The sequence below is a fragment of the Paraburkholderia sp. NPDC080076 genome, assembly GCF_050281145.1.
Taxonomy (GTDB): Bacteria; Pseudomonadota; Gammaproteobacteria; order Burkholderiales; family Burkholderiaceae; genus Paraburkholderia.
The window spans coordinates 349,667-374,510 of the sequence record NZ_JBNNWQ010000004.1 but is presented as its reverse complement, the minus strand read 5'-3'; the positions used below and the strand labels follow the sequence as shown (position 1 = coordinate 374,510).

General features: G+C 64.6%; 21 protein-coding genes. 8 read left to right on the top strand and 13 right to left on the bottom strand.

Annotated features, from left to right (window positions below; genetic code table 11):
* Nucleotides 1–435: 435 nt before the first annotated feature.
* The gene (locus ACQKRQ_RS18700) at nt 436–2,109 is read left to right on the top strand and encodes a methyl-accepting chemotaxis protein (protein WP_427478689.1); all 1,674 of its coding nucleotides are present in this window, start codon (nt 436–438) and stop codon (nt 2,107–2,109) included.
* Between the two features lie 49 nt (nt 2,110–2,158).
* Here ACQKRQ_RS18700 and ACQKRQ_RS18695 read toward each other — a convergent pair whose 3' ends face one another.
* From ACQKRQ_RS18695 to ACQKRQ_RS18675, 5 genes are all read right to left on the bottom strand, one after another.
* Nucleotides 2,159–3,223, bottom strand: a complete 1,065-nt coding sequence (locus ACQKRQ_RS18695; RefSeq protein ID WP_427478687.1) for a hypothetical protein — start codon at nt 3,221–3,223, stop codon at nt 2,159–2,161.
* 545 nt (nt 3,224–3,768) lie between these two features.
* Nucleotides 3,769–4,644: an efflux RND transporter periplasmic adaptor subunit gene (locus tag ACQKRQ_RS18690; protein WP_132373676.1), complete on the bottom strand. Its 876-nt coding sequence runs from the start codon at nt 4,642–4,644 to the stop codon at nt 3,769–3,771.
* Between the two features lie 13 nt (nt 4,645–4,657).
* Nucleotides 4,658–4,858 carry a DUF1656 domain-containing protein gene (locus tag ACQKRQ_RS18685; RefSeq protein WP_012433767.1) on the bottom strand — a complete coding sequence of 67 codons (201 nt, stop codon included), beginning with the start codon at nt 4,856–4,858 and terminating at the stop codon, nt 4,658–4,660.
* Nucleotides 4,848–7,055: an FUSC family protein gene (locus tag ACQKRQ_RS18680; protein WP_427478685.1), complete on the bottom strand. Its 2,208-nt coding sequence runs from the start codon at nt 7,053–7,055 to the stop codon at nt 4,848–4,850. Before ACQKRQ_RS18680 ends, ACQKRQ_RS18685 begins: the two co-directional genes overlap by 11 nt.
* 2 nt (nt 7,056–7,057) lie before the next feature.
* A complete protein-coding gene (locus tag ACQKRQ_RS18675) occupies nt 7,058–8,794 on the bottom strand; it encodes an efflux transporter outer membrane subunit (protein WP_427478683.1) in 1,737 nt (578 codons plus the stop codon).
* A gap of 155 nt (nt 8,795–8,949) precedes the next feature.
* On the opposite strand from ACQKRQ_RS18675, the gene ACQKRQ_RS18670 reads away from it, so the two are divergent.
* The gene (locus ACQKRQ_RS18670; protein WP_132373679.1) at nt 8,950–9,888 is read left to right on the top strand and encodes a LysR family transcriptional regulator; all 939 of its coding nucleotides are present in this window, start codon (nt 8,950–8,952) and stop codon (nt 9,886–9,888) included.
* Nucleotides 9,889–10,108: 220 nt separating this feature from the next.
* Nucleotides 10,109–10,267 carry a hypothetical protein gene (locus tag ACQKRQ_RS18665; RefSeq protein WP_165923807.1) on the top strand — a complete coding sequence of 53 codons (159 nt, stop codon included), beginning with the start codon at nt 10,109–10,111 and terminating at the stop codon, nt 10,265–10,267.
* A 95-nt stretch (nt 10,268–10,362) separates the two neighbouring features.
* Here ACQKRQ_RS18665 and ACQKRQ_RS18660 read toward each other — a convergent pair whose 3' ends face one another.
* The 5 genes from ACQKRQ_RS18660 to wrbA all read right to left on the bottom strand — a co-directional run bounded on the left by ACQKRQ_RS18660 (nt 10,363) and on the right by wrbA (nt 14,721).
* Complete coding sequence (locus ACQKRQ_RS18660; protein ID WP_427478681.1) at nt 10,363–11,085, bottom strand: SOS response-associated peptidase; 723 nt, start codon at nt 11,083–11,085, stop codon at nt 10,363–10,365.
* 218 nt (nt 11,086–11,303) lie between these two features.
* On the bottom strand, nt 11,304–12,110 hold the full coding sequence (locus ACQKRQ_RS18655; protein WP_132373681.1) for a metallophosphoesterase: 807 nt from the start codon (nt 12,108–12,110) through the stop codon (nt 11,304–11,306).
* A 50-nt stretch (nt 12,111–12,160) separates the two neighbouring features.
* Nucleotides 12,161–13,579 carry an FAD-binding oxidoreductase gene (locus ACQKRQ_RS18650; protein WP_427478680.1) on the bottom strand — a complete coding sequence of 473 codons (1,419 nt, stop codon included), beginning with the start codon at nt 13,577–13,579 and terminating at the stop codon, nt 12,161–12,163.
* A gap of 54 nt (nt 13,580–13,633) precedes the next feature.
* Nucleotides 13,634–14,044 (bottom strand): DUF2069 domain-containing protein, encoded by a 411-nt coding sequence (locus ACQKRQ_RS18645; RefSeq protein WP_427479256.1) that lies wholly within the window; start codon nt 14,042–14,044, stop codon nt 13,634–13,636.
* A gap of 74 nt (nt 14,045–14,118) precedes the next feature.
* Nucleotides 14,119–14,721 carry an NAD(P)H:quinone oxidoreductase gene (wrbA, locus tag ACQKRQ_RS18640; RefSeq protein WP_427478679.1) on the bottom strand — a complete coding sequence of 201 codons (603 nt, stop codon included), beginning with the start codon at nt 14,719–14,721 and terminating at the stop codon, nt 14,119–14,121.
* A 121-nt stretch (nt 14,722–14,842) separates the two neighbouring features.
* On the opposite strand from wrbA, the gene ACQKRQ_RS18635 reads away from it, so the two are divergent.
* Nucleotides 14,843–16,156, top strand: a complete 1,314-nt coding sequence (locus ACQKRQ_RS18635) for a YihY family inner membrane protein (RefSeq protein WP_207915612.1) — start codon at nt 14,843–14,845, stop codon at nt 16,154–16,156.
* A gap of 44 nt (nt 16,157–16,200) precedes the next feature.
* Here the strand turns inward: ACQKRQ_RS18635 and ACQKRQ_RS18630 are convergent, their stop codons facing one another.
* From ACQKRQ_RS18630 to ACQKRQ_RS18620, 3 genes are all read right to left on the bottom strand, one after another.
* A complete protein-coding gene (locus ACQKRQ_RS18630; protein WP_012433756.1) occupies nt 16,201–16,521 on the bottom strand; it encodes an Mpo1-like protein in 321 nt (106 codons plus the stop codon).
* A gap of 179 nt (nt 16,522–16,700) precedes the next feature.
* Nucleotides 16,701–17,534: an alpha/beta fold hydrolase gene (locus ACQKRQ_RS18625; protein ID WP_427478678.1), complete on the bottom strand. Its 834-nt coding sequence runs from the start codon at nt 17,532–17,534 to the stop codon at nt 16,701–16,703.
* Nucleotides 17,531–18,901, bottom strand: coding sequence for an O-acetylhomoserine aminocarboxypropyltransferase (locus tag ACQKRQ_RS18620; RefSeq protein ID WP_427478677.1), 1,371 nt, complete (start codon nt 18,899–18,901; stop codon nt 17,531–17,533). Before ACQKRQ_RS18620 ends, ACQKRQ_RS18625 begins: the two co-directional genes overlap by 4 nt.
* Nucleotides 18,902–19,141: 240 nt before the next feature.
* Between ACQKRQ_RS18620 and ACQKRQ_RS18615 the strand changes: the two genes are divergently transcribed.
* The 4 genes from ACQKRQ_RS18615 (at nt 19,142) to ACQKRQ_RS18600 (ending at nt 24,832) form a co-directional block, all read left to right on the top strand.
* Nucleotides 19,142–19,603 (top strand): CBS domain-containing protein, encoded by a 462-nt coding sequence (locus tag ACQKRQ_RS18615; RefSeq protein WP_132373686.1) that lies wholly within the window; start codon nt 19,142–19,144, stop codon nt 19,601–19,603.
* A 280-nt stretch (nt 19,604–19,883) separates the two neighbouring features.
* Nucleotides 19,884–21,821 carry an MFS transporter gene (locus ACQKRQ_RS18610; protein WP_427478676.1) on the top strand — a complete coding sequence of 646 codons (1,938 nt, stop codon included), beginning with the start codon at nt 19,884–19,886 and terminating at the stop codon, nt 21,819–21,821.
* A 379-nt stretch (nt 21,822–22,200) separates the two neighbouring features.
* Nucleotides 22,201–23,301, top strand: coding sequence for a chorismate synthase (gene aroC / locus ACQKRQ_RS18605; RefSeq protein WP_427478675.1), 1,101 nt, complete (start codon nt 22,201–22,203; stop codon nt 23,299–23,301).
* A gap of 52 nt (nt 23,302–23,353) precedes the next feature.
* Nucleotides 23,354–24,832 (top strand): tetratricopeptide repeat protein, encoded by a 1,479-nt coding sequence (locus ACQKRQ_RS18600; RefSeq protein ID WP_427478674.1) that lies wholly within the window; start codon nt 23,354–23,356, stop codon nt 24,830–24,832.
* The last annotated feature ends 12 nt before the right edge of the window (nt 24,833–24,844 follow it).

Genomic DNA, 24,844 nt, shown 5'->3' with positions numbered 1-24,844 from the left:
CGCTGCGGCATTTCGACGCGGCATTTTTGCGTCGTCAACTATTTGTCGAAGTTTAATGTGGCCTGACCGAATTGTAAGGACAAGTTTTGTCGCGAATCGGACATGTACTGCTGATAAGGGCCAGAGACGCTGCGCCGAAACCGGGAACCGCGCGCACCTCGACGGTGCCGGGAGCATGCGTGCTGCCACGGCCACGCGCGGCTGGCAAGTCATCTGATATATCCCGACCGGCGATTTTTGGCCGTGTATAAAACGGTCGCGGGCGCGCGGCTTACAAAGCAGCGCGTCGAGGACCGGGCGACACATGTGGCGAAAGCGGCCGGCATTTCGCGAGCGACGTTAAAGATCGCGGACGTTCTTGCCGTAGACCCGGAGAGATAAGAAGCAATGCCGGAACCGACCTTTCCGGCAGTTCTAAACGTGGGGACGGGGAATATGAAAGCAGTTTCGCTGGGCAGCCAGACGGGCGCGGGATTCGTACCGGAGGGAGAAGCGGCGGGCAAGCCGCCGCGTGGCCAGAGCAGCCGCTCGCGGGCGGTGAGGCTCAAGGGTTTGTCGGTGAAGGCGATGTTGCGCCTCGCGTTTGCCGTGCTGCTGATCGGCACGCTATTGATCGGCGTGTTTTCGCTGACCCAGATCAGCCGTCTGAACGCGTCCACCCAATCCATCTACGATCAGGGGCACGTCGCCAGCCGCGCCGCGGAAGAAGCGCGCGGCCACATGCTGCGCGCGAGCCGCGCGCAAAAAATGCTGCTCACCGCAACCACCGCGAAAGAGCGCGACGAACTCGGCACCGACATCGAGGCGGGCCTGAGCGGTCTCGCCGCGCAACTCGGCACGCTGCAACAGTACGTCGACACGTCCGACGCGAAGGCCGTCGATCAGCAGAAGAAATTCGCCGCTGCCGTGACGGTGTGGAGCGGACATCTGCGCGACTTCGTGACGCTCGTGAAAGCGCAGCCGCTCGATTTATCGCAAATGAACTGGCAGGTCGGCACGCAGGACGTGTCGATGCTGGTCGAAACCGGCAAGCTGGAAAAAATGGTCGACGAACTCGTCGCGCAGCGCGGCACGGCGGCGAAGGCGACCATCGAGGCGTCGGGCTTCATTTACCACTCGTCGTTCGTGATGATCGCGGTGGCGACGCTCGGGCTGATCGTGCTCGCGTTCGGCATCAGCGAGTGGGTGGTGCGGCGGCTTGCCGGCCAGCTCGGCGGCGAGCCGGCGTATGCGAAGGAAATTGCCAGCCGGATCGCGGCGGGCGATCTGTCGGTCGAGATCGCGCTGGGTCGCAAGGACAAGTCGAGCATGCTGTTCGCGCTGCACGACATGCAAAGCGGGCTCGCGACGACGGTGGCCGATATCGCGTCCAGCGCGGACGCGATTGCGACGGCGTCGGGTGAGATTTCGATGGGCAATCTGGACCTGTCGCAGCGCACCGAGCAGCAGGCGATGGCGCTCGAACGCACGGCTAGCAGCATGGAGCAGTTGACCTCGACGGTTCGCCAGAACGCCGATAACGCGAAGCAGGCGAGCACGCTGGCCAACAACGCGTCGGAGATCGCGGAGAAGGGCGGCGCCGTGGTGAGCCGCGTGGTCGCGACGATGAACGATATCAACGATAGCGCGCGCAGTATCGGCGACATCATTGGCGTGATCGAAGGGATCGCGTTTCAGACCAATATTCTTGCTTTGAATGCGGCGGTTGAGGCGGCGCGGGCTGGTGAGGAAGGGCGTGGTTTTTCAGTCGTGGCCGCTGAGGTGCGCAATCTCGCTCAGCGCAGTGCTGCGGCGGCGAAGGAGATCAAGGGGTTGATCAGCACGTCGGTGGAGCGCGTGAGCAATGGCTCGACCCTGGCTCAGGACGCCGGACAGACTATGGATGAGGTCGTCAAAGCGGTGAAGCGGGTGACCGACATCATGGGCGAGATTTCGGCGGCTTCTTCCGAGCAGAGCGCCGGGATCGAGGAGATCAATCTCGCCGTGACGCAAATGGATTCCGGGACGCAGCAGAATGCGGCATTGGTGGAGGAGGCTACGGCCGCTGCGAGGTCGTTGGACGATCAGGCGCGGGGTTTGAAGACGATGGTTGGGAAGTTCAGGTTGTAAGGGAAGGTCGCGCGCGGCCCTTCGTCGCGCGGCCCACCCTTTTAGACAATCAGAACGTGATCTTGAAAACCTGCGCACCTACGCCACGCGTGCCCACATACAGATTGCCGGCGCTGTCGGTGGTCATGGACGTAATGAAGTCGGTCGAGTTGCTGAATGGGTAGGACACCATGCTGCCGTTGGCCGCAATCCGGTAGATGATTTGCACGCCCGCGGCGTAGACGTTGCCCTGGCTGTCCACCGCAATTGCACTACTGGCATTCGACAGCTTGCTCGCCACGGTCGTCACGGTGCCATCCGGCGCAATCTTGCGGACCGCGTCGAGACTTTTTACATAAAGGTCACCGCTGCTGTCGATCGCAAGATCGGGCGTTCCGTTGAATGAGAATGTCGCCGCGCTACCCACTCCGTCAACATTGCCACTCGTACCGCTGCCGGCTAGAACCGTCCATGTGTTGCCGGCCAGATTGAACTTCACGATGCGGTTGTTTGCGGCATCGGCAAGAAACAGGTTTCCTTTGTTGTCCGCGACGAGGCCGCCTCCGCCAACGAGGCCGGAACTGGCGGTGGCCCAGTTTGCGAATAGTTGCTGGTAGACGCCCGACGCCGTGAGTTCACTGAGCGATCCGCCCAATGTGAACGGCGATGTGGAAGTAAGCGTGGTGTTGCCCGAACCGTAGATGTTGCCGGCGGCATCGATTGCGACGCCGTCCCACTCGGCAGCGGACGATAGTGTGGTGACCACGCCGGACTGCGTGACTCGCCGCAGGGCTAGCCGGTCGGAGAGGACGATGTCGCCGGAAGCGTTCACGGTGAGATGGCCGCCTCCCCAGAGAACCGCGGCTTCGCCGGTTCCATCGACGGGGGACAGGTTTGTTATGGGGGAGCCGGCCATGCTGACAGCCGTCAAGGCGGAGGTGGTAATGCCGTTACCCGTTGCCTGCGCGGTTGTCACGAGATTGTTTGCCGGACCCGTTGCATTCGCGGGCACAGTGACCTGCGCGCCAGTCTGTGTGTAGATGGTATTCGACGTTCCGCCGATCGTGACGATGTCGCCGTTTGGCGACGATACAATCGTGCCGGCGGGAACCTGCACCGACATGTTTGCTGTCATGGTTCGGCTGGCGCCTGCCGCCAGCGTGGTCGGGGCTGCATTGGCGCTGCTCTCGGTATTGCCTGAAGAAGTTGTTCCGGCGCTGCCCCCGCAAGCACTTAACACGACGGACAGACCTAGTACGAAAACCCCGCGTGACACTTTCTGCATTTTTATATTGCCCTTTCAAATCGTCGCGGGCCGTCGAGGAGCGGCATTGGCGACAGTCGAACCGTGAGGAGCTCAGTAGCCCAGCCGGTAACAGCACGAACACACGAAGGCATCAGGGCTTATGCACGCGCTTTCGTACGCTTCGCGGCAGTGGCCTAAGGCAAGTCGCCGACGAGACTGAGTTTTCATTTTTATCAAGCCTTCAACGACTTGCCTGGCCCGCGATTGAAGGGCCGGCAATGAGGGCGCGCACATCTTAGCGCCACTGCGACCGGCGAGCCACATTTTCTCGCGCACCGGTCGAGTGTCTTCATTTCAGCCGTAATACGCGTGTCGGCAAGGACGTGCCACCATGCCGCAAATCCCGCCGGTCATGCGCGCAACGACAAAACCGCTCAGCTCGACTTACCAGCCGATGGCGTCACCACAACCGTACAAGTAATCCCCGCGGCCAACACCACGTCATCCGGCACGGAATCAATCCTCACCCGCACGGGAACGCGCTGCGCGAGACGCACCCAGTTGAAAGTCGGATTCACATCTGCGAGCAGTTCACGACTTTCGGGATTATCCCGATCATATATACCGCGAGAAATACTTTCGACGTGCCCTTGCAATGTGCCACCGCTCATCAGCCGAACCTCGGCCTTATCACCAATACGCACATGAGGAAGCTTGGTCTCCTCAAAATACCCATAAACCCAGAACGAGTGACTATCGACGATAGCCAGCTTAGCCGCCCCGGCAGTCGCATAATCCCCGCGAAACACGCTGAGGTTAGTGACATACCCATCAACCGGCGACACAACCCGCGTCCTCGAAAGATTCAATTTAGCCGCATCCAGAGCGGCCACAGCCTGCTGATAAGAAGCCTCCGCGGCCGAAGCCGTATGCGTTGCATTCTCACGGCTCTCTTTGGACACAACCAAAGCATCCATATCCGCCCGCCGCTGCGCATCATCGCGCTTCATCTGCAACTCGGCCTTTCGCGCAGCCACCGCAGCCTGCGCCTGCTCGACCGCAATCTCATAGTGCGAGGGATCGATCTGCATCAACAGATCGCCTTTCTTCACCAGTTGATTGTCCTTCACAGGCAGATCGACAACCGCGCCAGAAACATCGGGCGCGACATTCACGATTTCGGCGCGCACGCGCCCATCGCGCGTCCACGGTTCGTCCATGTAATGAACCCACAACACGCGTCCAATCAAAATCGCGACGATAAAAATAACGGCTGTCGCGACGAAGCCCACAATATTTCGGATGGTCATGTTTCGACTCTGATCAACGATAAACGGCGAGACCCAGCACGCCGCACACACACACGAGCAAGCTGGCCCGGAACAAGGACGGATGCCACACCACGCGATACACGCCCGTATAGGCGATCACGCGGTCCAACACCCAGGTAAGCGCGGCGCCCGCGATGAACAGCAGCACGATGGCCGGCACGTAGGCGTCGAAAACGGCGATATCACGTGGCATGACGAACTCCTTCTGACGCGTCGGCACGTCCGCTCATCAGCGGTTCAAGCGGCGATTGCGGATCGAGCAGCGCGGTACGAATGAAATGCAGTTGACTCAATATGCGTTGCAGTCGATGCCGCTCTTCACGCGGCGGCGTGAAGGTGGCGAGCATCTGCTGAACGGCGGCGATGGCGTCGGTAGTCGCGACAAGCGCGCGGTCGAAGCGGTCTTCACGCGGCCGCTCGAATAGCGCGGCCAGCGCGTCGCGCATCGCACGTAACGCGACGCGCCACGGCATCGACTTCGCGTAGCGCGCGTCGGCGGGCAGCGCCGCAACTTCGCGGCGCAAGTCGATCATCGCGTTGCCCACTTCGAGCACCGAGAAGAGCCAGCGCAACGTGTCGCGTTTGAGCTCGGGTTCGTTCTGCGCGAGCGCGTTGATCTGGAACATCAGATCGCGCGCGCCGCTTTCAAAGCGCGAACGCACCCGGTGCATGCCCGCGCGGCTCGCCAGCACGACCTGGCGCCGCAGATCCACCAGCAGGCGGTTACGCAGCCACGGCGTCGAAGGCGGCAGCAACACCGCGAACGCGATCGACGACACCAGGATCGACAGCACGAGCGCCAGCGCATCGTTCATGAAGGCGCTCGGGTCGTAGTGAATCACGTTGTCCGGGCCGGCCAGGAAACAGAAGAAGATGCAGTAGCCGACACCGTAGCCGGCCAGCGCGGGCCGCGTCGTCATGAACACGCCGAGCAGCAGGAACGGCGTGAGCGCGGCGCACAGTAGCGGGAAGCCGTCGATGTGCGGAAACACGCCGTACACCGCGATCATGCCCATCACCGTGGCGGCCAGCGTGCCGGCCGCCATCTGGAACGCGGTGCGCTTCGGATTCGGCGACGACGACGCCAGCGCGCAAATGGCCGCGGCATTCAGCGTCAAGGTCGAACCGCTCGGCCACGCGGTCGCGATCCAGAAGGCGCCGAGCGCCATCATCACGATGGCGGCGCGCACGCCCGCGACGCCCGCGGCAAGCGCGTTCGTCTTCGGTTCGTAACGTTCGATCCAGCGCTCGCGCTCGTGCGTATCGACGGCGAGCGACGCGTACGTGGCGGCATAAGCATGCAAATCGTCGATGAAGCGGTACAGCAGTTCGGCGCCGGTGTCGAAGTCGAGCAGCGGCGTCTCGGGGTACGCTTCCAGCTGCGCGCGTGTCGCGCGCACGCGTTTGGGCAACTCGGCTTTGTAGGCTTCGAGCTGCGCGGCGGCGTGCGCGGCGTCGGCGGCACTCAGCACGGGTTCGCCGGATTTCGCGAGCAGCGGGGCGATTTCCTTGAAGTACGGCTCGAGTGCGTCGATCGCGGTGGCCGCGCCGCTCGTGTGTGTGTTGCGCAAGCGGTTCATCAACTGATGCAACGCGTGAAAGCGCGTCGACGCGGTCATGAACTCGCTGTTCAGACGCGCGAGACGGCCGCCGCGCATGCGCGAATCGGGGCCTTCGAACACGGCCACGCTGCGGGCCGCTTCGAAACCGACGATGTCGGCGACAAAGCGCGCGTTGGTCGCTTCGATCTGCGCGCGGTCGTTGCGGCCGGCGAGCGACGCCGACACATACTCGACGAACGCCGAGAAACGCGCGCGCACGGTGCTGCGCATCTGCAAGCCGGCGAACTGCGGAAACACGAGGCCGCTCACCGCGCCCGCGCAGACGATGCCGACCACCACTTCGGCCACCCGCGTGAGCGCGCTCAGAAACGCGCCGTCCGGATGTTGCGAAGCGGGGATGCCGATCAGCGCGGCGGTATAGCCGGCCAGCACGAAGCCGTACGACCGGAAATTGCGGTTGCGCGCGGCGCCCGCGGTGCAGATGCCGACCCAGATCGCGGTCGTGACGATAAACAGTTCCGGCTGCTGCGCGAACAGCCCGATCAACGCGAGCATCACGACGAGACCGACCAGCGTGCCGCAGATCCGGTAGAAGCTCTTCGCGAACACCATGCCGCTTTGCGGCTGCATCACGATGAACACGGTGGTCATCGCGGTGCGCGGCTGCGGCAGGTCGAGCTTCATCGCGACGCCGAGCGCGAGGAAGCAGGCGGCGAGCGCTTTGAAGAGGTAGATCCAGGTGAGGCCGTCGTTGCGCGCCCAGTCGGCGGCGGCCGCGTATAACGCGGCGAACGACGCCGGGCGCGAGGCGGAAGAAGAGGCGGACATGGTCAGCTTCCCGACTTGGCCGACGGGGCAGCGGTGGACGGAACAGAAGTGGCCGCTGCCGCACTCATTCCGCTAGCGTTCGCACCGTTGGCAGCAGCGGGCGACGGTTTCACGACGCTCGGCCTGGCATTCCGTGCGCGGTCTGTGTCAGCGGTGGCCGGTGCGGCTTTCTCCAGGCGGCTAGCCGACTCGGCTTTTGCCGTCGCGTTCGCGGGCGCGGCTCCAGCGTTCGAACCCGCCGCTGCAGCTTTGCCCTTCCCATGCGCCGGCAGCGTCTCATTCGCCTGCGGACCGTTAGCCGGATCGTCGAGACCACCGCCCAACGCCGTGACCAGCGACGCATGCGCGCCCAGCCGCTCGGCCTGAATCTTCGCGACGCCTTCCTGCGCGCGCAGCAACTGGTTTTGCGCGATCAGCACGTTCAGGTAATCGGTCAGCCCGCGCCGGTAACCTTCGCGCGACAGGTCGTAGTTCTTGCGGGCCGCCGCGACCGAACGGTCGGCGTCGTCGGCCTGAGTGGCGAGCGAGCGGATGCGGATCACCTGATCGGAAATATCCTTGAGCGCGCCGACAATCGACTGGTTATAACCATCGACGGCTTCGTCATAGCCCGCCGACGCCGCACCGAGTTGCGAACGCAGCCGTCCGCCGTCGAGGATCGGCAGCGACAGCGCCGGCCCCGCGCTCCAGCTATGCGACGGGTTCTTCAGAAACTGGAACAGCGGCCCCATCGCCGCATAACCGCCGATCGACGCCAGCAGGTTGATGTCCGGATAAAAGTCCGCCTTGGCCACGTCGATGCCGCGCGCTTGCGCCGCGACCGTCCAGCGCGCCGCGACCACGTCCGGCCGATGGCCGATCAGGTCTGCGGGCAAGGCGCTCGGCAGGCCGGCCGGCGCGTTCAGCGAAAGCGTCGGACGCTGGATCGAATCGCCCGCGCCCGGACCCTTGCCGGCCAGTGCGGCCAGCTGATTGCGCCCGAGCGCGATCTTTTCTTCGATTTCGTCGATCTGGCGTTCGTATTCCGGCAGCGGCGTTTCGGCCTGGCTCACTTCGAGTTGCGTGCCAATGCCGCCTTTCAGACGCCGGTTGGCCAGATCCACGATCTGCTGCTGTTGCTGCAAGGTGGCTTTGGCGATGTCGAGCAGCGCATAGTTCATCGACATCTCGATGTACGTGCGCACCACGTTGCCTTCCAGTTCGAGCTGGGCGGCGCGCGCATCCGCCGCGCTCGCGTGGGCGGCGTCGAGCGCGCGCTCGGCGGCGTTCTTGTCCTTGCCCCAGATGTCGAGGTGATACGACAGGCCGAGCGTGCCGGTGTTGTTCCACGATTGCTCGCCGGCCAGCGGCCCCGGGCCGTAGTAGAGGTTGTCGGCCCACTTCTGGCGCTGGATCGACAGGCTGCCGTTGACTTGCGGCGACAACGCCGAACGGGCGACACCCGCCATCGACATGGCTTCGCGCACGCGCGCCTGGGCTGCCGCGAGGCTTGGATTGCCCGCCTGCGCCTCTTCGATCCACTGGTTCAGTTGCGGATCGTTATAGGCGCGCCACCAGTCGACGGCCGGCCATTGGGCGTCCGCATTGGCGGCGCGGATCGCGTTGCCCGCGTCGAGCGAAGCGGGCTCGATTCCGCTTGCTTGCGGCGCGACGCCTCCGGTACTGGCGCAGCCGGCGATTGTTAATAGGATCGTAAGAACCGCGGCTGCGGCGACCCCTTTCTGTACCGGAGACTGCACGATTTCCTCCAAAAATGATTATAGAAGCATGTGCGCCATTATATTTTTTGATTGATTGGGGAATAACCGGTAAAGATGCAAGGCATTTTTACGGGATATGAGACAATCGCCTTTGCGAATCGTGTAACAATCGCTTCCGATCACAAGGAAAAGTTATGGATACGCTTCAAAACATGCGCGTATTTGTCCGCGTCGTCGAAGCGGGCAGCTTCACGGGCGCCGCGCAGCATCTGAACACGACCACGGCCTACGCGTCGCGCGCGGTATCTGATCTGGAAGCGCATCTGCGCACGCGCCTCCTGAACCGCACGACGCGCCGCATCGCGCTGACCGAGGCCGGCGAGCGTTATTTGCAGCGCTGTGAGCAGATTCTCGCGTACGTGGATCAGGCGGAGGCCGAGGCGAGCGACGCCCACGCCCGCCCGTCCGGCAAGCTGAAGGTCCACGCCATGACGAGCTTTGGCCAGCACTATGTGGTGCCGGCCGTCGGCCGCTATCAGGACCGCTACCCGGACGTGCATATCGAACTGACGCTCGCGCAGCGCATGCCCGATCTGCTCGACGAAGGTTTCGACGTGTCGCTCACGCTCGCCACCGGTCTGCCGGATTCGGGGCTGGTGTCGCAGCGGTTGGGCAGCGCGTTCAGCATTGCGTGCGCGTCGCCTGCGTATCTGGAGCGGCACGGCGTGCCGCAAACGCCGGCCGACCTCTCGCGCCATGCGTGTCTGCAAATGGTCACGCCGGTGTTCCCGACCGACAAATGGACCTTCGACGGCCCAAACGGCGAGGAAACCATCGCGCTCGGCGCGACCACGTTCCAGGTGAACGTGGCCGAAGCCATGGCGGTGGCGGTGTCGAGCGGCATGGGCGTCGGGCTGATTCCGATCTACTCGGCAATTAGCGGTTTGCGAAGCGGCGAACTGGTGTGGCTGCTGCCGGAATACACGTCGCAGGAAATGAATCTGTACGCGTTGTATCCGTCCCGGCAGTATCTGGACGCCAAGATCCGCACGTGGGTCGAGTTCCTGCGTGAGGAACTACCTGTCACGCTGGCCGCGGATCAGGAGGAACTGCGCGAGTTCGCGCGAACCTGACACCGCGCCGTGCGGGCGTTCCGGCGATGGCCAACGGGCTGCCGCCACGCGGCACGGGCCACTGTTACATAAGTGCCGCGTCGCAACATTTCCTTACTTCTCCCGCGCGGTCGATTTGCTAACGTGTCGTTCATGCGCTGCGGTATTGCACCGGACGCGCGCAGTTCGCCGCCGTTCGGCAAATCGCTACACATCGCAACGACAGAAGGACGAGGGATTCATGGATACGCATCTGATGATCGGCGTGGCCGTCATGTTGGGCTTGATCGGGATCGCCGCATCGCGCGATCTGCTCCGCCGCCTGCGCGAACAGCAGCCGCAATTGGTGCCGGTCAAGGTCGAGCGTCCGGATTTGCAGGGGCAGCGGCGCGATCGCTGAGGATTGGCGTGGCGCCGCTTTGGCGGCCGGCCTGTTTTCCGTTCTTGGGGCGTAGCGGGTGACTCACGTTCCGCGCTCACGTTTGTCGCTCAAATTCAGTTCACTGCTGCGATCAGACCCGGCTCGTCATTGAGCGTGCGGTCCACGTCGTGGCTCACCCGATGCCAGCGAAAGCGCCCGGCGGCCAAGCCCGCGCTGCGCGTCAAGCGCTCGAGTTCGTCGAGCGGGAGTTTCGGGTCCAGCCAGCGCCGCGCCGCGTCCGGCGCGAATGCCAGCGGACGACGGTCGTGCACGTCGACGAGGCCCGCGTCGGCGATGGCCGTCACGATCACCATTCCCATGCCTTCCATTTGCGGCTCGGTGCCGCGCACGCTCGAGAGCGCCGCGAGATACATGGGCGAGTCGCTCTTCAGATGCACGAAGTAGGGCTGGCGAATCGGCGGCTCGTCTAGTCTGTCTTTGCTGTCCGCGATGGTGGTCACGGACGCGGTTTCCGTGCGCCACTCGAACCAGCCGTCCGCCGGCACCACTACCCGTCCGGTTTTCCACAGTTCCTTGAAGTAGCGCCCGTTCGGCGCGGCGTCCGCGCGCGCGTTGATCGTCTGCGGCAGATGTTGTTCGCGTGCCCAGTCCGGGCAATAGCCCCAGTGGACCGCGTGTACCGTCTGATCCGGATAGATGGCGAGCGGGTGGGTGCCGGGCGCGAGGTTGTAGCCGGGACGGCGGTCGACGGCATCGAAGAGCATGAGTGGATCGGCGAGGCCGAGGTGCTCGGCGTAGAGATGCGGATCGCGATACTGGCTGATTCGACCACACATGAGCGACCTCCGGAGGCGACCGGCCTGGGGTTCGACAACCGCGGTTGGATGACCGCGGTTCGACAACCTCGACAGCGTAGTGCCTGCCGTGCCGGCCCGCTACCCAGATCGGCCCCTAGCCGACCGACCCGACCGACCCGGCTGAGCGACCCGAACCGAAGCCGACTCAAGCCGAAGCCGATCCAAGCCGAAGCCGACCCAACCCACCTCAGTGCCCGCTAGATCTCGACAACCTTATCCCACGCGAAAAGCGGATTTTCCAGCAAGCCGGTGCGCCGGTCGAGATAGCCGCGCGGATTGCAGACCACGCGCGTGCCATTCACGTTGTAGTCGAACGGCGTATGCGTGTGCCCATGAATCCACAGCGCGACAGGCGGGCCCACGAGGTCCGGCAAGTGATTGACGAAGCCCGCCGACACGAGGTCTTCCGCGTAACGCTCGGCGAGACTCAGCCGATGCGGCGCGTGGTGCGTGACGACGATCGTCTTGCCGCCGAACGGCCTGGCGAGTTCGCCTTCCAGCCAGGCGCGTGCTTGCCGGTGCAGCGCGAGCGAGTCGTCGGGCGTGAAGTCGCGCGTGGCGTCATGGGTGTCGTGCGGCCAGTTCATCTGGATCAGCCCGCGGAAATCGAGCATGACCTTGCGCGACGCCTCGATCGATTCGGCGAGCGTGTCCGGGTCGTTCCCGTACAACGCGAAGTCGGTCCACAAGGTCGTGCCGAGCACGCGCCACCGGCCTTGCGGGTCGACCAGCGCGGCGTTGTTCAGCACGTGCACGTTATCGACCTGCGCGGCCGCGTCGTAGAGCGCGGCGTCAAGCGCGCTGAACTCGCCGTCGTAGTACTCGTGATTGCCGGGCACGTAGACCACCGGCACGGCGCCGTCGAAAGTCTGCGCGGCCCAGCGCGGTCCGGCCGCGTGATTGTGGATGTCGCCGGCCAGCACGATCAGATCCGCCTGCGCATGCGGGATCAGCTCGGGCTCGTCGTTCTCCAGATGCAGATCGGACAGCACTCGAATCTTCACGACCACGACTCCTGCAAGTGGCTCCGCAAGGGAGCGCGGAGCATCAGACTCTAGCGTAGCACCTTGCCAGGATTCATCAGATTCAGCGGATCGAGCGCGCGTTTGACGGCGCGCATCAATTGCACTTCGACGTCCTGCTTGTAGTGCATCGCCTCGTCGATCTTCAACTGGCCGAGCCCGTGTTCCGCGCTGATGCTGCCGCGATGCCGGTGCACGCTGTCGTAGACGATCTGGTTGATCGGGCTCTGGTATTGCTCGAGGAACGTTTTAGCGTCGCCGCCCTCGGGCGCCTGCACGTTGTAATGCAGATTGCCGTCGCCGAGATGGCCGAACGTCACCATGCGCGCGCCGGGCACGGCCTGCGCGATCGCCGCGTCGGTTTCCTCGATGAAGTGGCCGATGCGCGAGATCGGCACCGCGATATCGTGCTTGATGTTCAGGCCTTCCTCGGCCTGGGCGAGCGGAATGTGTTCGCGCAGATTCCAGAACGCGCGCGACTGGCTGAGATTTTCCGCGACCACCGCGTCTTGCACCAGACCGTCTTCGAGCGCCGTTTCCATCAGACGCTCGAACAGGCCGCGTGCGTGCTCCTCGCTTTCGCTGTCCGACAGTTCGAGCAGCACGACTTGCGCGTGCGGCTCGGCGAACGGATAGCGCATCTGCTCGAAATGTCGGCCGACGAGGCGCAGGCAGAAGTCCGACATCAATTCGAAGCCGGTCAGGAGCGGCCCGGCGATGCGCTGTGTGAGCGACAAAAAGTCGAGCGCGGCGTACGGCGAAGCGAGCGCGGCGAGCGCCGTGACGCGCGCAGCCGGTTGCGGATGCAACTTGAGCACGGCCGCGGTAATGATGCCGAGCGTGCCTTCCGCGCCGATGAACAGGTCGCGCAGATCGTAGCCGGTATTGTCCTTGCGCAGTCCGCGCAGGCCGTCCCACAGTTCGCCTTGCGGCGTGACCACTTCGAGGCCGAGGCACAACTCGCGCGCATTGCCGTAGCGGAGCACGCCGGTGCCGCCCGCGTTGGTGGCGAGATTGCCGCCGATCGTGCAGCTGCCTTCGGCGGCGAGGCTCAAGGGAAAGAGGCGGCCGGCCTCGTCGGCGTGCTTCTGCACTTCGGCGAGCATGACGCCGGCTTCGACCGTGATCGTATTGTTGTGCGGATCGATGTCGCGCACCCGGTTCAGACGCCGCAAGCTGATGACCGCCTGCGCGCCGCTTGCGTCCGGCGTGGCGCCGCCGGCGAGTCCCGTGTTGCCGCCTTGCGGAACCAGCGCGATGCGATGTTCGACGGCGAGCTTCACGAGCGCCGCGACTTCGTCAGGCGTGGCCGGGCAGAGCACCGCGCACGCCGCGCCGGTGTAGCGGCGGCGCCAGTCGGTCAGGTACGGGGCGGTGTCGTGCGGAGCGGTCAGCACCTGCGCGGCGCCGATGGCGACGCGGCAGGCGGTGAGGAAAGCGGTTTGGGTCATGTTGGTCGGTCAGCGTATTCGGGCGGAAATGTCAGGTGAGGCGCGGCGTTTTCGTCAGCCGGTGGTGTTGGGCCGCTTTGCGGGCTGGTTGGCGGCCTGTTTTGCAGACCGCTTCGCCGCGCGTTTGAACGGCGCGACGTAGGCCAGCGTGCAGACGAAAAAGACCACGGAGAGTGCGGCTTCCAGCCAGCCGAGACCGGCGCTCAGCCCGCGGTCGCTCCAGCCGCGCACAATGCCTTCGGCAAAATACAGCAGGATCAGCATCGACGCCCATTGCAGCGTATAAAGCTGGCGCCGCCAGACGCCGGGCAGCGCGAGCAGCAGCGGCACAGCCTTGAGCACGAGCGACGAACCGCCGGGACGCAGCGGCGCGAGCCACCATTCCCACGCGACGGACAGGGCGATCAGCGTCACCAGGGCAGTGGTGGCGCCGAACGCGGCAGCGCGATTTCGCGGCACGGGCATGGCGGTGGTGGTCACGGGCGCCTGCGTTGTGGTATCGGCGTCAGACGCGGCGGCCGGTTGGGCGTGCGGCTCGCTCACGGCCTATCGCTCATGGATGCCGCCGTGCGCGCGACGCGTGCACCGAGCGCGATGGCGAGCGTCTTCTCGTCCGCCGAAATGCCTTGTTCGGCGCTGCCCGCGCGCGCGAAATGCGACGCGCCGTACGGAGTGCCACCGGTTTGCGTGGTGCTCAGCGCGCTCTCCGTGTACGGAATGCCGACGATCAGCATGCCGTGATGCAGAAGCGGCAGCATCATGGAAAGCAGCGTCGATTCCTGGCCGCCGTGCAAACTGCCGGTGGACGTGAACACGCAAGCGGGTTTGCCGGAGAGCGCGCCGGAAAGCCACTGCGGCGTGGTGCCGTCGAGAAAGTATTTGAGCGACGCGGCCATGTTGCCGAAGCGGGTAGGCGAACCGAGCGCCAGACCGGCGCATTCCTCGAGGTCGCGCAGTTCGACGTAGGGCGGGCCCTCGGCGGGAATATCGGGCTGGGTCGCTTCGCAGACGGTGGACACCGCCGGCACGGTACGCACGCGCGCCTGCATGCCGGGGACGCTGTCGACGCCGTGCGCGATCGCCAGCGCGAGCTCGCGCGTGGCGCCGTGACGGCTGTAATAGAGCACGAGAATGTCTTTCATAGGCCTCATCGGTGAACGGGTATTATAGGGGCTGGGTCCGCTCCACAGGCCACCCATAGCCGTTCGGCCAGGTCTCGCGCGCGGTCCTGAAACACCGGTACACGAAGCAAGGAGGTGGGGTTTGTTGTCCAGGGTGCGTTTCGATCTCGACACGCTCAAACGGCTCGCGCAATTTGCCGCGCAGCGCAGCAGCGAAGACCGCATTCCGCAGGTGGCCGGCAGCCTCACGTTCACCACCATGCTCTCGCTCGTGCCGCTCGCCACAGTCGCGTTCGCGCTGTTCACCGCGTTTCCGATCTTTGCTTCGTTCCAGATGTCGCTGCAGATTTTTCTTGCCGACCATCTGATGCCCGCGCAGCTCAACAGTCAGATCTTCAACTATCTGAACCAGTTTGCTTCGAAGGCGAAGGGCCTCACGACCATCGGTATGATTTTTCTGTTCGTCACCGCCGTGATGACGATGATGACGGTCGAGTCCGCCTTTAACGTGATCTGGCGCGTGCGCAAGGCGCGGCCGATCGCGCAGCGCATTCTGGTGTATTGGGCGATCATCACGCTCGGGCCGATTCTGATCGGCGTGAGTTTGTCGATTTCATCGTACCTGTTCACGCAATCCATGACCTTCACGGCGGCGCAACGCATGACGCCGGTCATCGAGTGGGCGCTCACCGGCGCCGCGCTGCCGCTCACGGCGCTCGCCTTCACGATTCTCTACGTCTACCTGCCGAATTGCCGGGTGGAGTGGCGCGACGCGGTGATTGGCGGCGTGACCGCGGCGATCGCCTTCGAACTGGCGAAGCGCGGCTTCGGGTACTACGTACGGCGCATTCCGACCTACACCGCGGTGTACGGCGCATTCGCGGCCGTGCCGCTGTTCCTGGTGTGGATGTACCTGTGCTGGTTCATTACGCTCGCGGGCGCGATGATCGCGTCCGCGTTGCCGGCCATTCGTATCGGCCAGTTTCACCGGCCCACTTTCGAGGGCAGCAATCTGTTCGACTCGCTCGAACTGCTCGCACGGCTCTCGGAAGCGCGTGAAGCAGGCAAGCGCGGCTATACCGTACCCGAACTTTCGCGGATGCTTCGTCGCGATATGGACACCACGATCAACCTGCTGCAAAAGCTCGAAGAGATCGAGTGGATCGCGCGCTTGCAGGAGGATGGCATGCGTCCGCATTTCCTCCTGCTGGCGAATCCGGCGCAAATCACGGTGGAGCGCCTGTTCGCGCTGTTCGTGATCGACCGCGCGGAACTCGAGTATCAGCTCCAACTGGCGTCCACCCGCGTGGATGGGCAGATGTTGCTGGCGGCGCTGGAAAACGACAAGCTGAAAGTCACACTCGCCGCGTTGCTGACGGCGCGCGCGGCCGCTCGTGGGGCGCGTGCCGAGCAGAGCGAATCCGGTACGCCTTCCATGCCGCATCAGGCGGCTTGAGCCGCGCGGAGTGCGCACTGGTCGGCGCTGAAGCTACCGCATCGCTACAACGAAATCTTCCCGACGCAGATGTCTTTGAACATCACCCAGTCGCCCATCAGGCTATAAAGCGGATGCCGGAAGGTAGCCGGCCGGTTCTTCTCGAAGAAGAAATGCCCGACCCAGGCAAAGCCGTATCCGCAGATCACGGCAGCGGGCAGCCATAGCCAGTCGCCGGTGGCGAGCGCCATGGCGAGACAGCCGATCACGCCGAGCGATCCCACGAAATGCAGCCGCCGCGAGACCGTGTTGCGATGCTCGCTCAGGTAGTACGGATAGAACTCCGCGAAACTCGCGAAGTGATCGGTGTGCGCGGTTTGAGCCATCACGGCCTCCGATTGCGACGCTTCTCGATGCTTCAGCGTGCGCGCCAACAGGCCAGACACACGCGCTCGAAGCAGGACAGGCTTGATCCATTGTGCGGCTATCGGGCGACGCGCGCAACCTGGCCGTTCGGCCGATGGCGCGCCGCTTCTCACGCGGCTATCGTGACGACTCGCAACGTTTATCGGATCTCGCGAGGCGCACCGGAAGCGAAGCTGAAGAGGGCGTCGAGCGTGGCGTCCGGTTGCTCGGTCATGAGCGCGTGGCCTGCTTCGAGCGTGACCGTGTCGACCGGCACACCGGCTTGCGCCAAGGCGCCAGCAAGCGCTTTGGCCGCGCGCGGCGGTGTCATCGCATCGCGCCGGCCGACGATCAGGCGTGCCGCACAGCGCACCTGCGCAGCGCGGGTGAGGCCGTCCGCGTAGCTGTTGCAGGCGGCGAAGTCGGTGTGGAACAGGTTCGGCTCGCCGCTTGCCGACACACGCTCCATCAAGCGCTGGTTCATGCCGTGCAGCCAGAAGCCGGGGCCGGGGCAGGAGGGTTTGGCTGCGAAGGTCGAATGCGACCACTCGTTGACCATGCCGATCGCTTCGGGCTCACGGTGCAAGGCGGCGTCGAGCAAGGCGTCGGAGACGGCCATCGGAATCGCCGTGGCGAGCAGGGCGAGGTGGGTTGCCCGCTCCGGATAGCGGCCGGCGAAGTCAAGCGCGATCAGCGAGCCCATGCTGTGGCCGGCCACGAAAGCGCGTTGCACGCCGGCGGCGTCGAGCAGCGCGGCGAGCCAGTCGGCCATGGCGGGCACCGTGGTCAGAGCGGGGCCCGCGCTGCGGCAGTGGCCGGGCAGATCCACGGCCAGCACGCTAAAGCCGTGATGCGCGAAGTAGCGGGTTTGCAGCGCCCACACGCTGTGATCGTGCTCGGCGCCGTGGATGAAGACAGCGGTCGGCAGGCTCGCATCGAACAGTTTGCCGCCGGTGTAGGCGTAGGCGGGTTTGCCTTGAACAGTGAGGATCATGCGGACTCCGGGCGAGGTTGGGCAGCCGTGCCGGATGCACCGGATACACCGGGTGCGCCGCCGCGCGGCGCGCCCGAACCGCTCGCTTTCTGCGCGGCCTTCAGCGCGCGCTTGAGGTCGTCGATCAGATCGTCGGGATCTTCGAGGCCGATCGAGAGGCGGATCGTGCCTTCCGCAATGCCGGCCGCGGCGAGTGCGGCGGCGTCCATGCGAAAGTGCGTGGTCGATGCGGGATGAATCACCAGCGAGCGCGCGTCGCCCACGTTCGCGAGATGCGAGAACAGCGCGAGCGCTTCGATGAAGCTGCGTCCGGCGGCGCGGTCGCCGCGCAGATCGAAGCTGAACACCGCGCCGGCGCCGCGCGGCAGCAAGCGTTTCGCGAGCGCGTGGTCCGGGTGCGTCGGCAACTCCGGGTAGGCGACGGATTCGACCGCCGCGTGACCGGCGAGAAATTCGACCACGCGGCGCGTATTGGCGACGTGCCGCTCCATCCGCAAAGGCAGCGTCTCGATGCCTTGCAGCAGTTGCCACGCGGCCTGCGGATGCAGGCATGCGCCGAAGTCGCGCAGGCCTTCGCGGCGCGCTCGCAGGAGGAACGGCGCGACGGTGCTTTCCTCGCTGAACACCATGCCGTGAAAGCCGTCGTAGGGCTCGGTGAATTCGGGGAAGCGCCCGGAGGCTTCGAAGTCGAAGGTGCCGCCGTCCACCAGCACGCCGCCGATCGTCGTGCCGTGGCCGCCGAGAAATTTGGTGGCCGAGTGATAGACGAAGTCCGCGCCGTGTTCGAACGGTTTGAGCAGATAAGGCGTGGTGAAGGTCGAGTCGACTAGCAGAGGCACACGGTACTCATGCGCGATCTGCGCCACGGCGGCGATATCGAGCACGTCGAGGCCCGGATTGCCGAGCGTCTCGCCGAACAGCAGCCGCGTGTTCGGGCGCAGCGCGGCGCGCCACGCGTCGAGGTCGCCGGGCTTGACGAAGGTCGTCTCGATACCGAAGCGCCGCAAGGTGTAGTGCAGCAGATTGTGCGAGCCGCCGTACAGTGCGCTGGAGGCAACGATATGCGAGCCCGCGCCCATTAGCGTGGCGATGGCCAGATGCAAGGCCGCCTGGCCGCTCGCCGTGCCGATCGCGCCCGCGCCGTTTTCCAGCGCGGCGACGCGTTCCTCGAACACGGCCACGGTCGGGTTCGAGATGCGTGAATAGACGTGACCGGCGCGCTCCATATTGAAGAGCGCCGCGGCGTGGTCCGAGTCGCGGAACGAAAACGAGGTAGTCTGGTAAATCGGCGTGGCGCGCGCGCCGGTTGTCGGGTCGGGAGCAGCGCCGGCGTGCAGCGCAAGCGTGTCGAAACGGTTCGCGGACATGCTGGGCGGCGGGGCCACGGACGGCCTCGCGAAAGGTGAAAGTGGCGGCCATCCTATCACCGGCATGCGGCGCTTCAAGCGCGGTTTTCCCGATGCGCGTACGCTCGGAATTACGGGTTCGAACCTGCGAACGCCCGCTGCGCCTTGGTGGGCGGGCCGCTTTCCTTTTATGGGTCTTTCCGCTAGGATCGAAAAACATCGATGCATTACCAGCTTAGCGGGCATTACGGGAGACAAATCATGCGAGTCAGCGACATCCTCAAAGTCAAAGGCAACACCCTATTCACGGTCACGCCGGATACCACGCTGCACGACGCAGTCAATGCCATGGCCGAGCACGACATCGGCTCGCTGGTGGTGATGGAATATGGCGACCTCGTCGGTATGCTGACGTTCCGCGAAATCATTCTGACGCTGAGCGAGAACGGCGGCAGCGTCGGCACCTCCACGATCCGCAAGGTCATGGACGACCATCCGCTCACCTGCACGCCGGAAACGGATGTCAACGAAGTCCGCCGCATGATGCTCGAACATCACGTGCGTTATCTCCCGGTGATGGAAAGCCGCACGCTGATGGGTGTGATCTCGTTCTACGACGTCGCCAAGGCGGTGGTCGAAGAGCAGGGTTTCGAAAACCGCATGCTCAAGGCATATATCCGCGACTGGCCGGAAGAACAGCAGGACCAGCAGCCGGCGCGTTAATGCGCGGCGATTCACTGCGACGCGCTAGCCGTTGCTGTGAGCGCGAAGAGGCAGTCAAGGCGCGCGCGAAAGCGTGCGCTTTTTTTGTGTCCGGCGCTGGGTTTGGCCTCATGTCCTGCTTTGTATCCGGTCCTTGGGCTGGCTTGATGCCAAGGCCGGTGCGAACTCGCGTGATCGCTTTGCAGTCCGGCGCCGCGTGCCGCCCGCTGACACGCCCGCGCGCGACACCGCGCATGGAGCTTACTTCTTTGTCGTTCTTCTAGCCTGTTCACGGAACTTCATGAGCGATCGTCCGTTACCTGCCGCCCGCCGCGCCGCCCGTCAACAAGAAGCGCACGAATCCCAGTTCCGGCTGCTCGGCCAGCGTCGCTTCGCGCCGTTTTTCTGGACCCAGTTCCTCGGCGCGATGAACGACAACGTGTTCAAGATCGGCTTCACGTCGCTCGTCACGTATCAGGCGGCGCGCTTTTCCGGAGTCGATCCGAAAACGGCAGCGTTCCTGATCTCGGCCATCTTCATTCTGCCGTTCGTGCTGCTGTCGGCTACCTCAGGCCAGATCGCCGACAAGTACGACAAGGCGATGCTCACGCGCTTCGTCAAGAGCTTCGAAATCGTGGTGATGCTGATCGGCGGCGCGGGTTTCTGGCTGCATAGCGCACCGCTTTTGTACCTGTGCACGTTTCTGATGGGCGTCCATTCCACCGTGTTCGGACCGGTCAAATACTCGTACCTGCCGCAGCATCTGTCGAAGGCGGAACTGGTCGGCGGTAACGGCATGGTCGAAATGGGCACCTTCGTGGCGATCCTGATCGGCACGATTGTCGGCGGCGTGGGCGCTGGTTTCGTCGAACACGGCGCAGTGGTGCTCGCCTGCGCGTGCGTCGCGATCGCGGTTGTAGGGCGCGCGGTGTCGAGCTTCGTGCCGCTCACGCCGGCGCCGCAGGCCGATCTGCGGATCAACTGGAATCCGGTCAGCGAAACGTGGCGCAACCTCAAGCTGGCGCACGAAAACCGCACCGTGTTTCTGAGTCTGCTCGGCATTTCCTGGCTGTGGTTCGTCGGCGCGATCTTCCTGTCGTCGTTTTTCAGCTTCGCGAAAAATGTGCTGTCCGCCGATCCGGACGTCGTGACCGTCCTGCTCGGCACCTTCTCGATCGGCATCGGCCTTGGCTCGCTGATGTGCGAAAAGCTCTCGAAGCGGCGCATCGAAATCGGCCTCGTGCCGCTCGGCTCGATCGGCATGAGCGTGTTCGCGATCGATCTGTTTTTCGCGAGCCACGCGCTGCCGCTGCCGGGGCATCTGCTGAGCGTCGGCGAGTTCATCGTGCGGCCAGCCCACTGGCGCGTGCTGGCCGATCTGTTCCTGCTCGCCATGTTCGGCGGCCTCTACAGCGTGCCGTTGTATGCGCTGATCCAGAGCCGCAGCCAGCCGAGCCACCGTGCGCGGATCATCGCGGCGAACAATATTCTGAACTCGCTGTTCATGATCGTTTCGTCGCTGATGGCCGTCGCCCTGACCTCGGCGGGCTTCAGCATTCCGGCGATTTTCCTCGTCACCGCGCTGCTCAATATCGTCGTGGCGACCTACATCTACTCGCTCGTGCCGGAATTTCTGCTGCGCTTTATCGCCTGGGTGCTGGTGCACACGTTCTACCGGATTCGCCTCGTGCATGCCGAGCGGATTCCGGAAGAGGGCGCGGCCGTGCTCGTGTGCAACCACGTGAGTTTCGTGGACGCGATCGTCATCATGGCCGAGAGCCCGCGGCCGATCCGTTTCGTGATGGACCACCAGATCTTCAAGACGCCGTTCGCCGGCTGGGTGTTCCGTCACGCGAAGGCGATTCCGATCGCGCCGGCGCATCAGGATGCGCAGATGCTGACGCGCGCCTATGAGCGCTGCGCGCAGGCGCTTGCCGAGGGCGAACTGGTCTGCATCTTTCCGGAAGGCAAGCTCACCCGAACCGGCGACATGAATCCGTTCCGTCACGGCGTGACCGAGATCATCCGGCGCACGCCGGCGCCGGTCATTCCGATGGCGCTGCGCGGCCTGTGGGGCAGCGTATTTTCGCGCGCCAACGACGCGCGCTGGCCGCGGCCGATTCATAAGGGCGTCATGAGCCGTCTGACGCTCGCGGTAGGGGAGCCGATCGAGCCGGCGTTGGCGACGCCTGAAAAGCTGCAGGAGATCGTCACCGAGTTGCGCGGGGCGCGGAAGTAGCGCGGGCGGGGTGCTGAAGCTCGGTAGCGGCACCACGGGAACCGAAAACGTGACCGCACGGGCAGAGAGAGCTTGCGAAAGGTGGCGGCATGACCGCGCGGCTAGGGCAGGCGGTGCGCAATATCGGCGCGGAAGTTCCCGCCTTGCGATGTTTTGCGCCCCCGCCAGCTGCGTGACTGACCAGGCAACAGGCGACGCAAGCGTCTTGGGCGACTATTCCTACCCGACACAGCGTATGTCCTGACAAGCCGGGTGATCCGTCAGGAAGCGGCCGCGCATGCACACCCTGGCCGATCGGCCAAAACGACCGCGCGGCGCGGTCCAGCCGCCACGAGGCTGGCATAATACTGCTTTCCCCGCATTTCTTTGGACGACGCCCATGTCCGGCAACACGCTCGGTACGCTTTTCACAGTCACGACCTTCGGCGAATCGCACGGCCCCGCTATCGGCTGCGTGATCGACGGCTGCCCGCCGGGCATGGCGCTCAACGAAGCCGACATCCAGTTCGAACTCGACCGCCGCAAGCCCGGCACGTCGCGCCACGTCACGCAGCGCCAGGAAGAAGACAAGGTCGAGATCCTGTCGGGCGTGTTCGAAGGTCAGACCACCGGCGCGCCGATCGCGCTCATGATCCGCAACACGGACCAGCGCAGCAAAGACTACGGCAATATCGCCGACACGTTCCGCCCGGGCCATGCCGACTACACCTACTGGCAGAAATACGGCATCCGCGACTATCGTGGCGGCGGCCGTTCATCGGCACGTCTCACGGCGCCGACGGTGGCCGCGGGCGCGGTCGCCAAGAAGTGGCTGCGCGAGAAGTTCGGCACCGAGATTCGCGGTTATATGGCTGCGCTCGGCGAGATCGACGTGCCGTTCGTCGACTGGGTGCACGTGCGCGAGAACCCGTTTTTTGCGCCCAACGCGCAGATCGTGCCGCAACTCGAAGCGTATATGGACGCGCTGCGCAAGGAAGGCGACTCGATCGGCGCGCGCATCAACGTTGTGGCGTCCGGCGTGCCGGTCGGCCTCGGCGAGCCGCTGTTCGATCGTCTCGACGCGGACATTGCGCACGCCATGATGGGCATCAACGCGGTGAAGGGCGTCGAGATTGGCGCGGGCTTCGCCAGCGTCGCGCAGCGCGGTTCGGTGCATGGCGACGAATTGACGCCGGAGGGCTTCGTCGGCAATCACGCAGGCGGTGTGCTCGGCGGTATTTCGACGGGACAGGACGTGACGGTGTCGATCGCGATCAAACCTACGTCGAGCATTCGCACGCCGCGTCGCTCGATCGATAAGGCGGGGCAACCGGTCATCGTCGAAACGTTCGGACGGCATGACCCGTGCGTCGGCATTCGCGCCACGCCGATCGCCGAATCCATGCTCGCGCTGGTGCTGATCGACCATGCGCTGCGCCATCGCGCGCAATGCGGCGACGTCGCCGTCAGCACGCCGAAGATCGCAGCGAGCGCGCCTTAACGGGCCTGTTTCAGGCGCCTCTGTACCCGTTCTGGTGAGCAGTGCCGTCTCTATGACCGATCTCAATTCCGGGCCGTCGGCGAGCCACCTCGCGGGCCTGCGTGCGCGTGCCGCCGCGCCCGATGACGCCGCCGGCGATTGCCTGGCGTTCGGTCAGGCGCTGTTGCAACACGCCGGCCGTGACAAGGCGAACCAGCGCGAGGCACTTGCTGCACTGGTGCGCGCCTATCAACTCGATCCTTCCTGCGAACCCACGCTGCTGCATACGATTGCGCAAACGGCCTTCGTGCTGCGCGACTGGGCGCTGGTCGACTCGGCCACCGGCCTGCTGCTCTCGCGCGATGCCGAAGACGCCAACGCGCTGATCTGGCGCGCGGCGGCCGTTCAGCAACGCGACGACTTCGCCGCGGCCGAGGCGCTGTTGCGTGAAGCGGTGCGTGTCGTTCCCGGCAATCCGGTGGCGCTTCACAAGCTGGCGTTGTGCATCAAGGAGCAGGCGCGGTTCGGCGAGGCCGAGGCGTTGCTGCGGCAAGTCCTGACGCTCTCGCCGGATAACGCCCATGCATTGTTCGATCTGTCGGAACTCGAGATTCGCAGCGGACGTTTTGCCGATGGCTGGGCGCATTACGAGTCGCGTATCGCGTTTGCAGCGGGCGAATTGAATAACGCGCAGCAGGCGCTCGCGGCGATCAGCGCGCATTGGCAGGGCGAATCGCTTGCGGGCAAAACGTTGGTGGTCTACGGCGAGCAAGGCAATGGCGATTGCCTCTGGGCGGTGCGCTTTCTGTCGCTGCTGGCCGAGCGGGCGCGGCGCGAGGGCGGCCGGGTGATTTTCGGCCATGACGGACCCTTGCGGCATTTATTCGAACGGATGCTGCCCGCCGATTTGCCTCTCGAAACGAGCCTGGAGACACAGCCGGATTTTCACTGCGGGCTGATGAGCCTGCCGCTGCGGCTCGGGATTTTCGGCGCAACGGGATGGGGCGCGCCGTACTTAAGCGCTGATCCAGCGCTTGAGCAGACATGGCGCGAACGAGTCGAAGCGCACACGGCCGGCAAGCGAGGCAATCGCAAGGTCGGGCTGGTGTGGAACGGCAATCCGGACCATGTTCGCGACATGCGGCGTTCGGTGCCCGTCGAGCAAATCGAACCGCTGTTGAACGTACCTGGCGTGAGCTATTTTGCGTTGTCGCCGGGGCGCGGGGAGACGGTTGCGCAGTGGCGCGCCAAGGGGCTCGACGTCGTGGATCTGACGCATCATTTTCAGTTCGGCTTCGACGATGTCGCGGCGTTGCTGACGAATCTGGATATGGTGGTCACGATCGACAGCGGGCCCGTGCATCTGGCGGGAGCGCTCGGCGTGCCGACCTGCTTGATGATCGATCACGTGTCCGCCTGGTTCTGGGGCGATGGCTCGCCGGAGACGGCGTGGTACGACTCGGTTGAACTGGTTCGACAGCCGCGCGTCGGCGACTGGGCGCCCGTCGTGGCGAAGGTGCGCGAGCGGATTGAAGCGGTGGGGCGGCGTTGAGTTTTTTGCCTT